The organism is Chlorogloeopsis sp. ULAP02, from assembly GCF_038404745.2.
GTDB lineage: Bacteria > Cyanobacteriota > Cyanobacteriia > Cyanobacteriales > Nostocaceae > Chlorogloeopsis.
The window spans coordinates 1-11,678 of the sequence record NZ_JAYKTT020000006.1 but is presented as its reverse complement, the minus strand read 5'-3'; the positions used below and the strand labels follow the sequence as shown (position 1 = coordinate 11,678).

Genomic DNA, 11,678 nt, shown 5'->3' with positions numbered 1-11,678 from the left:
ATTCGACTAAGAGGGAGCAGTAAAGAGGACAAGGGGAGGACAGTCGTGTACGGAGGTTCCCTCCGTTGTAGACGCGTTCACCGTAAGGCGTTGCGTTAGCTAGCAGCTTCCGCAGGTGCGAACTGTCCGTTGACACGGAGAAGGATTTTCTCCCACTCTCCCACTCCTCTTCAAGCGTCCCTAATCCCCAGTCACTGTTCCCTAATTATTCGACTTTAAACTTGCTGGCATTTGCTAATAAATCTTGGGACATGTTTGATAAATGTTGGAAAATAGCAGCAATTTCATTTACTTCAGTAGTAGTTTTATTTGCAATTTCTGCTACGTCTTTTATTGACGTTGTTACTGATGTAGATTGCAGGGTTTGGGTTTGGGTTGCTTCAGTAATCTGTTGCAGCAATTTGGTAATTTCAGCAGTTGCAGCAACTATAGCGTTGAGATTTTGGCGTGTTTCACTCACAAGATTTGTACCTTCTACAACTTGCTTAATACCTGTTTCCATTGCCATTGCTACTTCACCAGTTTCTGCTTGAATTTCCTGGACTAATTTTTCAATTTCAATCGTCGCAGCAGCAGATTGGCGAGACAAAGAACGAACCTCATCAGCTACCACTGCAAAGCCTTTTCCATATTCGCCAGCACGGGTGGCTTCAATAGCTGCGTTCAACGCCAGCACGTTTGTCTGTGTGGCAAAGTTACTAATCAAACTCACCACTTTCGAGATTTTTTGTGATGATTCGCTGAGGCGTTTAATCTTTTTGCTGGTTTGGGCAACGGTTTCGCGAATTGCCTGAATTGCTTCTACAGTAGAGTTCATCGCTGTATCACCAGAGACTACTGTTTGGTTAGCTTGTTGCACAGCTATTTGCACCAATTCAGCGCTAGTTGCTACAGCTTTGCTAGAGTCTAGCATTTGCTGAATCTCCCCTAATGCCTCAGTTATTTCCCTAGACTGTAAATTTGCTAAATTTTTCAGTTCTCCCAAAGAAGTATCGCTGCGACGAGAAGTGCTTGCCACTTGTTGGGCAGCGGCTTGTACCTGGATAACAATTTGGCGCAAAGCTTGGAGAGTATTATTGTAAGCATCAGCGATCGTACCTAGTTCATCTTCAGTAAGCGGCGCACGTACTGTTAAATCGCCGTTGAGAGCCGATCTAACTGCTGCTAATAGCTGCACTGCGCCTTTTTGCAATAATTCCTTGGCTGCCTTTTCCCTAGTTGCGGCTTCTGCAAGTTGCACCGACTGTGTTTGTAGTTGTTGCAAGTATTCCCCTTTTTGTAGGGCGATGCTAAACTGCTCGGCAATTTGTTTAACTAAAGTAATCTCTTCATCCTGCCATTCTCGTGGGGCGCTACAGTGATGGATACACAATAAACCCCATAATTCATCTCCCTTAATCAACGGCACAATCAAATTAGCCCTGATATGAAATTGGGAAAGAATATCAATGTGGCATTGAGTAAAATTGGCATTATAGATGTCTGTAACAGCTTGAATTCGACCTTCGCGATAGCCAGCAGCATACTGTTCTCCAAAACAATGATCGTGTATCTGTGCTTTCAAAACTGACGAATATCCCGGAAGCGCGTCTTCAGCAACAAATATTCCATCGTTGTAACCAGATTCAGGAAGAAAACGAAATACTGCTACTCGTTCAGCGTTAAGCAAACTGCGAACTTCCCTCACCGTTGAGCGGAAAATTGTATCCAAGTCTGATGATTCGCGAATGCGCTCAAAGATTTTGGACATGAGTTGCACCCGCTCGATCGACAATTGTTGTTCTTGTGACTGTACTTGTAGTTTTGCTAAGGTGTCTGCTTGTTGTATCGCAACTTCTAATAGCACACCAATCTGAGTCATGACATTCACTTCAAACTCTTCCCAGTGACGTGGTTCAGAGTTTTGATATGCTGCCAGCAATCCCCACAGTTGATGATCTTTAAAAATAGGCTCTGTGAGATAAGCTTTTACTTCAAATTGTTCTAAAAGCTCCATATAACAAGGAGGAAAGTTTGCTTTGTAGATATCATCTACAACAAAAGTAGTTTTCTGTCGTGAATAACCCGCTTTTGTGCTTTGTGAATAAATATCTCTAGGTTGGTACAATTGTGAAAGATGGCGGAGAGCGTCGCAATGGCCATTCTCTTGCAGCAAAGCTATATCTATTTGTTTTTCTTTCAAAGGAATCCAGTTTTTATCAACAGATTCGGCAACAAATTCACCACTCCAATCTGGATTAAAGCGATAGATAATCACTCGATCTACTTTCAATAATCGCCTAACTTCTAAGGCTGTTGTCTGGAGAATACTCAAAGTTTCTGAAGATTCACTTTTTCCTGCTAGTGCTTCTCCGATTTTGCGAGTCAGGAAAATTAGATTTTGTTGGCGTTCTGTGATCGCAGCTAATTTTTGAGATTGTTGTTGAGTATTTTGGAAAGATTCTACATGGGATATAGCTAAACCAAATTGTACGCCAATTTGGGTTAACAAATTGACTTCCCAGGTTTGCCAAGCACGAGGGCTAGAGTTCTGATAAGCCGCGAGCAAGCCCCATAACTTGGATCCAGAAAATACAGGAATAATCGCATAGGCTTTAACTTGCAATTGTTCCAAAACTTCGATGTGACAGGAAGCGTGTCCTACCTGATAAATGTCATTAACAACAAAAGATTCACCCTTGGCATAACGTCCTCCCTGGGTTTCTTGCAAGTGAGTATCTTCCCAGATAGTTTTAATATCGGGGCCTACCAGTTGCACCCAACCACTAGTGACAGACTCAGCAATAAATGCGCCACTCCAGTCAGAATTGAAGCGATAAATTGCGACGCGATCGCATTGTATTAATTGGCGTACTTCTTGAGTAGTTGTTCTGAAGATATGATCTAAATCTAGGGATTGGCGAATACGATTAACTACCTTGTTTAAAGCTTTTTCTTGTTCAGCTATCTGAGTTAACTGTTCAGATTTCCATCGTACTTGTTCTAAATATTCTGCTTGAGATAATGCAATGCCAAATTGTAAACCAATCTGAGTTAGTAAGCTGACTTCCGAATTTTGCCAAGTACGAGGACTAGAATTTTGATAAGCTGCCAATAATCCCCATAATTTTGAGCCAGAAAATACAGGAACAATTACGTAGGCTTTAACTTGAAATTGTTCTAAAACTTCGATATGGCAAGAGGTATGTCCTACCTGATAAATGTCATTAACAATAAAAGTTTCATGATAGCGATAACGCCCTCCTTGGGTTTCTTGCAAGTGAGTATCTTCCCAGACAGTTTTAATATCGGGGCCTACTAGTGATACCCAACCACTTGCAACAGACTCAGCGATAAATGCGCCACTCCAGTCAAAATTGAAGCGGTAGACTGCAACGCGATCGCATTGTAATAATTGGCGCACTTCTTGGGTAGTAGTTTTGAAAATAGTATCGACATCTGATGCTTGTCGAATTTTGTCAATGACTTTGATTAATGATTTCTGCTGCTGTTGTTGCTGTAGTAATTTGCTTTGAAATTCAAAACTTTGTAATCTGTAAGTCAACTCTATGGCAATTTGAGATAGTAAGGTAATTTCTACCTCTTGCCATTGCCTTTGTGCCAAACAATTATGAGCTACTAGCAAGCCCCACACCTTATCTTCAACAAATATTGGTTGGCTCAAACTAGTTTTGACTTGAAGTTTTTCAAACAGTTGTAATTGATAAGGGGCAATATCTACCTCTGTTGTATTATTAATAATTACAGTTTCTAAATAATCTTTATTATTAGCTAATCCAAAGGTAATAGCTGGAATGTTCTCACCAATTGCAGGAGTCCAACCTGCTGTTTTTGATTCTACTAAAACAGTTCCAGTTTCCGCAGAGGTAAATCGATAAATCAAAACGCGATCACAAACTAATTTTTCCCTAATATCTCTAGCAACAAATTTAAATAATGCATCAATATCAGAAGCTTGCCGCATTTCTTTAACAATATCTTGCAACTGCTGCCGCCAATTTTTTAATTGCTGCTCGATACTGTCAATAGAATCCACTATATTCATATTGTAATTGCTTTTTACCCAATGTTCATCATCAACATTATGATGAAAATTTTCTTTATATACACTTGTCATTTTCAATTCCTTAACATCTAAAGTAAAAATCATTTTATCAATTTTAAACAGCCGAGACTTTCATTAATTATGAATGTCCCACATAGGTGATTGAAGAATTGCATTAGCATTCAAATTAATAATCATTTCCTCTCTATCATTAATAAAGTATCCATGTAATAGATGTGAAATATCTGGCGAAAATAACTCAGAATTGGTTGGTTTTAAATTATTGGCATCTAATTGTTCAATGTCCATAATTTGACGCACTAATAATCCTAAGTATTTATCTTCATTGTTTACTACAATAGCTATCATTTTTGAGAGTAAATTCACTTCTTTTTGAAGAGGGATATAGCCCAACATCTCTTCTAAATTAACTAACCAAAGCATATTTCCACGCCAATTATAAGTACCAAAAACAGAACTATGCATTTGAGGAATACAACATATCTCTGTTAATGATACTTGCAATATTTCTGTAATATTTTGTAATGCAATTACAGCTATACCTTTTGTACCTAAATTAAAGCTTAAAAACTTTTGTCTTAAACTCAAAGACTTTTCTCCTAATTCTAAATATCGAAAATAGTGAATTACAAACTCCTATATTTAATCTTATGAGTCATAGATATCAAAGGAGTTTTTATAACCTATCTATTTGTTTAATTGATTTAAAGTGATAGTTAATTCTTGTCGATCAATTGGTTTAGATATATAGGCATCAGCACCAAGCATAGTACCCCACATTTTATCAACATCACTATTTTTTGTTGAACACATAATAATTGGAATATCGCTAGTTTTAGGATCACTTTTTAGTTCACGACAAATTTCATAACCACTTTTACCCGGTAAAATAACGTCTAGAAATATTACATTCGGCTGATTTTGATTGATAATTGTTTGAACTTCTTCACTACTTTTAGCCCTGATTACGTAATAGCCTTCATTTTGTAAATACTTGCTAATAATCTCCATATCAGTCAAGCCATCTTCAACAACTAAAGCTGTATTCATATTTATGACCTGTAAATATCACTGAGCAACGGTAAATAAAAAATTCAGAAAACTGAATTTTTTATGCAATTAAACATCTAAAATGATTGTTCTATTTTAATTCTGTGTTATTAAATTAGCGAATGCTTCAGTAAAAATACTAATGAATTATATTTTTACTGGAACTGAAATATACTTTTTAATTACATCAATAATTTTATCAGCTGCTATTAGTTTGCTCATAAAACCTGTTGAACCAACAACTTTAGCTCGCACTCTATCCAAAAGACCATCGCTACCAGTTAAAATAATTATAGGTGTGTTAGCAAATAGAGAAATACGTCGTAGTTGAGCACAAATTTCGTAACCATTAACGACTGGCATAATCAAATCTAAAAAAATAATGTCTGGCTTATGCTCGATGAGAATTGGTAAAGCTTGTAAAGCATCTTGAATTTGAACAAATCTTAATCCTTTAGGGACGAGAATTTGTTCCATTATCTGACAAACTTGAGAACTATCATCTATGCATGCAACCAGTGGTATACTTGATATTTTTGCTTTACTATTGTTAGATTGGTTGTGAACTTTAATAATGGGCAAAGGCAAATCAGAAATTTCAACTAATTCAATTGTTCCTTTGAGGATATAAGGGAGCAATGAACGAGTAACAGGCAAAACATTCTGCTTCATCTTGAGAGCTAATTCACGAAGAGTATGCTTGCCATTAATTAAAGTGATAAAGTTTTTATATACACTAGGGCTAACCTGATTTTGAAGTAGCTCTGGTCTTATTAAGATTGGTGCAAAATTAGGAGAAAAATTTGCTAAACCAGCTTCTGACCAGTTTTTCCAAGAGTCTCGCATCTGCTTAAGAGATGTATCTGCACTAGTGAAGCTCATTGGCGTTTCTAAAATAACTTTTTGACTACGTTCACAACTAATTGAGGAAAAATTTGCTTGTTGAGCTAAATCAAACAACAATTCTGCAAGAGTATTTTCCACAATTAAATTAACTTGTTCTCGCTTAATTTGCTGTTTTTCATATAAATTTTCAAGTAGGCAATAATCCCAATAATCTCTTGAAATATCTTGAGAGGATAATTGTATTTTTTCAGTCTCAAGACTGGGACAATATTGAGCTATAAGTCTGCGCCATCGTCGAAAGGGATGATTTCCTCCTGTTGCCCACACTATTCGTCCCAAACGATAATAAAAAGTCCATTTAACTCCCTTAGCGCTTTGTGTATGTAATTGACCGCTATATTGTATTTGTGTACAATTTTGAAATTCATTTATTAAACCAGTGGCTACTATTTTTTCCATATTTCTTCATTATTGTTAGTTTTATTAAGTGGAAGGCAGCTACTTATAAACTTATAGTCTTGACAATATAGCCAACTACTTAGCCGCCACAAAATCTTTTGCCGATTGCAAAAGTACAAATATTATTTATTTAGCAATCTATGAAGATGCTCTTAAATTGTGTTTTTATTAATTAATAAGTCAAACCAGCTGCATAAACTATCAAAAATATAATCAATACTTAGATAGTTTTAATATAAGGTATTAAGTTATATTTTTACAACAGTGTTAATACTTAGAGATTTAAGTGAGTTGTTTCTATAAGAGGCTTTTTTGTCTTAAATCAATTACCTAATCGCAATTTTATATGGTAATTAATTTTACATAATATAAATATAGATGACAAATTAATTAAAAAAGGTGTGTTACCCAGGATAACACACCTAAATAAGCCATTTAAATTCAAATTTTTTGTTTCAATTTATTATCAAATAGTTAATTAACTGATTGTAGTTGGTAACCAGTTTCTGCTTTTTTTTGTTTTGCTTGTTGTTGCTTTAAAGCTTCCAGTTGTGCTTCTAATTGTGCTTTCACTTCATGACGGAAGGTGAAGAAATGTTCGCCAACACTTAAAGCAACAAAATAGTCATAAAGTAAGTTTGGCTTTTGAAGTGCGATCGCAAGCAACTGCCACCAGAAACGGAAACGAGTCGAGCGAAGCACGCCCTGTCGCCAACAAATCCTTGGAAACAGACGCAACTCATGCCAACCAATATGGCGTTTGCTCTGTGGGCGCTTACCCTCTATCATCTTAAAGTGACGAAAAGTGCGTTTGAGATAGGGCATCGGCTCATACAAATTCCAGAAAGCATCAATATACTCTCTGACAATTTCTTCGATTGGACGAGTAGGAATAAAGTTGATCAGGGATTTTTGGAAAGTAAAGTAATTTCCTAACTCTTCTAACAATCGCCCTTCTTGTTTGAGGCGAGTCCACATTGCTGTATTGTGTAATGCTTGCAGTAAACTGAGATGAGCTTGAGGAATGCCGATATCTTCAATAAACTGCTGAATACGCCGTCCAGCTCCTGGCTTTTCACCATCAAAGCCAATGATAAAGCCAGACATGATTTGCAATCCGGCTCTTGTAATCTTATGGCAAGAGTCCATCAATGACTGACGAGTATTCTGTTCTTTGTGAATTCCTACCAAACTTTCTACATCTGGCGTTTCAATGCCCATAAATACCATTGTGAATCCAGCCTGCACCATCAGTTCGATTAACTCATCATCTTCTGCTAAATTCAGGGATGCTTCGGTGAGCAAAATAAACGGATAGTTGCGTTCTTGCATCCAAGGAATCAGAGCCCGGAGAAAGACTTTGGCGTTGCGTTTATTGCCAATAAAGTTGTCGTCCACGATAAATATTAATCGCCGCCAACCCATTTGATACAAAACTTCTAACTCAGCCAGCATCTGCTCTGGCGTTTTTGTGCGCGGCTTGCGACCAAATAGGTTGATAATATCGCAAAACTCGCACTGGAACGGACATCCTCGCGAAAATTGCACCGTGATTGCCAGATAACCATCTAAATCCAGCAAGTCAAAGCGTGGTATTGGTGTTTGAGTGACATCAGGTTTTTCTGTTGCCCGGAAAATACCTCGTTCTTCTCCTTGTGCCAAAGCTTCTAAAAACATGGGAATTGTGCATTCTCCCTCATCTAAAATAAGGTAATGCGCTCCTGCTTCCAGGGCAAACTCCGGTACTGAAGTCGGAAAAGGGCCACCCACTGCCACTTTCTTACCTAAAGCCAATCCTTTTTCAATTAACTCCCAGAAATCTGTTTTCTGGATAATCATTGCAGAGATAATAACAATGTCACACCATGCCCATTCGTCATCTCTCTCTAGGCGGACATTACGATCTACTAGACGAATTTCCCAGTCATTAGGTAGCATTGCCGCAATTGTGATTAGACCCAATGGTGGATTGGTCGCACGCAAGCCAGCTAAATCGAGCGTTTCTTGGTAAGACCAAAAGGAATTGGGCATTATAGGCCAGAGTAGTAAAGCTTTCATGCAAATACCCCGGAATCTAAGAAAATACTTAATTACTTCCAAGGTTAATGCGACTCTGTTTGACCAGAATTTAATTTTTGTCGAGTTTTGTAAACTAAATCTATGCGATCGCTCTCAAGTCAAAAACTTTTTGAGTATTGACTATTGACCAATGAATATTAACCATTAACTATTGACTACTAAAGTTAAAATTTATGGGTAGGCAACGAGTACTTTCTGGTGTTCAACCAACTGGCAATCTACATTTGGGCAACTACTTAGGTGCAATTCGCAACTGGGTAGAAATCCAAAGTCAGTATGACAATTTCTTTTGTGTGGTGGATTTGCATGCAATTACCCTGCCGCACAATCCAGCAACGCTAGCGGCAGATACCTACACGATCGCTGCTCTTTATCTGGCGTGTGGTATCGATTTACAATACTCCACCATTTTTGTACAATCCCACGTTTCTGCCCACGCTGAACTGACTTGGTTGCTCAACTGCATCACACCTTTAAATTGGCTAACTGATATGATTCAGTTTAAGGAAAAGGCTGTCAAGCAGGGTGAAAATGTTGGTGTAGGTTTGTTGGACTACCCGGTGCTGATGGCATCTGATATCTTGCTGTACGAAGCGGATAAAGTTCCAGTAGGTGAAGACCAAAAGCAGCACTTAGAATTAACACGAGATATTGTGAACAGGTTTAATCACCAATTTGCCGAACCAGATCAACCAGTGCTGAAGTTGCCAGAGCCTTTAATTAGAAAGGAAGGGGCAAGGATTATGAGTTTGACGGATGGGACTAAAAAAATGTCCAAATCCGATCCTTCTGAGTTGAGCCGGATCAATTTGCTAGATCCTCCAGATGAGATTAACAAAAAAATTAAGCGCTGCAAAACCGATCCGATTCGTGGTTTGGAGTTTGACAATCCAGATCGCCCGGAATGTAATAATTTGTTAACGCTGTATATGTTACTTGCTGGCAAGACTAAGGAAGAAGTAGCGGCTGAGTGTCAGGACATGGGCTGGGGACAATTTAAGCCATTATTAACAGAAACCGCGATTAATGCCCTCAAACCCATCCAAGAAAAATATGAGGCGATAATAAACGACAAAAGCTATTTAGAGTCAGTATTACGGCATGGGAAGCACAAAGCAGAGGCGATCGCAAACCACACTCTTACAAAAGTAAAAACTGCTATGGGGTACTCTCTGCCATTATGAGCTTTTCTGAATGGGGTGACATGTGCTATAGCTTTACCCAATGACAGAAAACTTCTTTGTTATGCTGGCTACGAGAAATCCAATTCCTTTAACTTCTTTCCGTGCAGCTGCGAAAGCAGGTGAGTTCTTGATTACGGCCGAGGTGGCACCACCAAAAGGCGGTAATCCAGAACAGATGTTAAAAATGGCGGCTACCCTTAAGGGGAGGGTGCATGCCGTCAATATTACCGATGGTAGCCGAGCAGTACTACGGATGAGTTCTGTAGTCGCATCGGCGATTTTGCTACAACATAATATTGAACCGATTTGTCAGCTCGCCTGCCGCGATCGCAATCGTATTGGTTTGCAAGCTGATCTTATGGGCGCGCATGCTCTCGGTATCAGGAATATCTTGGCTTTGACAGGTGATCCTGTGAAAGCAGGCGATTATCCTGAATGCAAAGGTGTATTTGATCTAGAGGCTGTACGCCTGCTACAAGTTATTCAGAAATTGAATCATGGTGTTGACTGTAATGAGCAACCCCTATCTGATGGAGCGCTGGATTTATTTCCAGGTGCAGCAGTTGACCCCCAATGTGCTAGCTGGTCAGGTTTGCAAACACGATTTGAACGCAAATTAGAAGCAGGAGCGCAATTTTTCCAAAGCCAAATGATTACGGATTTTGAACTGCTGGAAAAGTTTATGGACAAAGTTGCCGCAGGCTGTAATAAGCCGATTTTAGCGGGAATTTTCTTGTTGAAATCGGCAAAGAATGCTCAGTTTATTAATAGATGCGTTCCGGGTGTAAAAATTCCCCAGCACATTATTGATAGATTGGCTCAAGCTAAAGATCCGTTAGCAGAAGGCGTGAAAATTGCCGCAGAGCAAGTCCAAATTGCACGGCATTTGTGTCAGGGTGTCCATATGATGGCAGTCAAGCGCGAAGATTTGATTGTGCCAATTTTGGAGATGGCTAGTGTCGTACCAGTTAGCCAGGTGGCGCTAAGGTAAATAGAGTAACTTCATTTCTTGTTCAAGCAGCTGGAGTAAATCCGCTGCTTTCTTTGTTTTTGATGGCAAGATGCTTAAATAGACCTACAAAACTGGGTTATAACTTATAAAAAAGAAGCTATCCTGGAGCATTAATAGAACCCTATGCCAGCTTCCTACAACAATGATCTTCGCCAAAAAGCGATCACCCTAGTGAAAGGAGAAAGTGTGAAACAGATGTAAGTTAGTAAGATGTTAAACCTGAAGAGGTGAGGAGAAGGCTAAAATAGTTGATGTACGAGGATGTAACGATTTTGCAGTAGAAAAAGATAGGTCGTCTCAATCATTGCTCGACCTATCAAACATATGCTTCCAAAATGTACTGACAGCCATGCAGTATACAATGCTGTAGGTATTAGTATTGCTGTTACAATTCCATAAAATTGCAACGATAGAAAAACTAGCAACTTTGTTTGCTCAACCAATACTATTTAAGAACCGACGTCGCAGTATACAAAGATTCTTACTGCTGCCGCAGTTAAGTATTGGATATCTCTGGTTTCCCCTAATAAAACGATTGATCAGGATTTTACTTATTGCCATTGCCTATACTTGTGCAATTTTTGTTAGACGCCAATACTGAAATATAGGACTGCAAAAATACCTGGGACGTTTGAAGGAGTTGAAGTGTTTGCATCAACGTCATAGTACTTTTTGGATTGATTTATATGGTGAGCCAGTGCGCTGGGCGGCTCTGCCGACTTGTAAGCGCGTTCGCCGTCAGGCGTTGCGTTAGCTAGCGACGTATCCATTAGTAGCGACTGGCGAACCCGTAAGGGTTGTTTATGGGTAGGAGCAATGAAATTTTGGTGGAATTTAGCTAGCGAATTGATTGTGTTTAAAAAAAGCTAAACTGCCCTATTTTCACAAAGGTCTACGCGCCATACCTTATTCAGTAAGTTTTGCAGCCTTCGTGTCACTCCGTCAGGTAGTACAGGTTAACGTCGCTTGATACGATTGGCAC

General features: G+C 38.9%; 7 protein-coding genes. 2 read left to right on the top strand and 5 right to left on the bottom strand.

Going from position 1 to position 11,678, the window contains the following annotated elements; genetic code table 11:
- Nucleotides 1-205: 205 nt before the first annotated feature.
- The 5 genes from U2718_RS05335 to U2718_RS05315 form a co-directional block, all read right to left on the bottom strand.
- Nucleotides 206-4,117 carry a GAF domain-containing protein gene (locus U2718_RS05335; RefSeq protein ID WP_341995146.1) on the bottom strand — a complete coding sequence of 1,304 codons (3,912 nt, stop codon included), beginning with the start codon at nucleotides 4,115-4,117 and terminating at the stop codon, nucleotides 206-208.
- A 63-nt stretch (nucleotides 4,118-4,180) separates the two neighbouring features.
- The gene (locus tag U2718_RS05330) at nucleotides 4,181-4,654 is read right to left on the bottom strand and encodes a chemotaxis protein CheW (RefSeq protein ID WP_341995144.1); all 474 of its coding nucleotides are present in this window, start codon (nucleotides 4,652-4,654) and stop codon (nucleotides 4,181-4,183) included.
- Nucleotides 4,655-4,753: 99 nt separating this feature from the next.
- On the bottom strand, nucleotides 4,754-5,116 hold the full coding sequence (locus U2718_RS05325; protein ID WP_341995143.1) for a response regulator: 363 nt from the start codon (nucleotides 5,114-5,116) through the stop codon (nucleotides 4,754-4,756).
- A 147-nt stretch (nucleotides 5,117-5,263) separates the two neighbouring features.
- Nucleotides 5,264-6,421 carry a response regulator gene (locus U2718_RS05320; RefSeq protein WP_341995140.1) on the bottom strand — a complete coding sequence of 386 codons (1,158 nt, stop codon included), beginning with the start codon at nucleotides 6,419-6,421 and terminating at the stop codon, nucleotides 5,264-5,266.
- 474 nt (nucleotides 6,422-6,895) lie between these two features.
- A complete protein-coding gene (locus U2718_RS05315) occupies nucleotides 6,896-8,479 on the bottom strand; it encodes a B12-binding domain-containing radical SAM protein (RefSeq protein ID WP_341995138.1) in 1,584 nt (527 codons plus the stop codon).
- 194 nt (nucleotides 8,480-8,673) lie between these two features.
- On the opposite strand from U2718_RS05315, the gene trpS reads away from it, so the two are divergent.
- Complete coding sequence (trpS, locus tag U2718_RS05310) at nucleotides 8,674-9,684, top strand: tryptophan--tRNA ligase (protein ID WP_341995137.1); 1,011 nt, start codon at nucleotides 8,674-8,676, stop codon at nucleotides 9,682-9,684.
- A 61-nt stretch (nucleotides 9,685-9,745) separates the two neighbouring features.
- Nucleotides 9,746-10,675 carry a methylenetetrahydrofolate reductase gene (locus U2718_RS05305; RefSeq protein ID WP_341995135.1) on the top strand — a complete coding sequence of 310 codons (930 nt, stop codon included), beginning with the start codon at nucleotides 9,746-9,748 and terminating at the stop codon, nucleotides 10,673-10,675.
- Nucleotides 10,676-11,678: the final 1,003 nt, after the last annotated feature.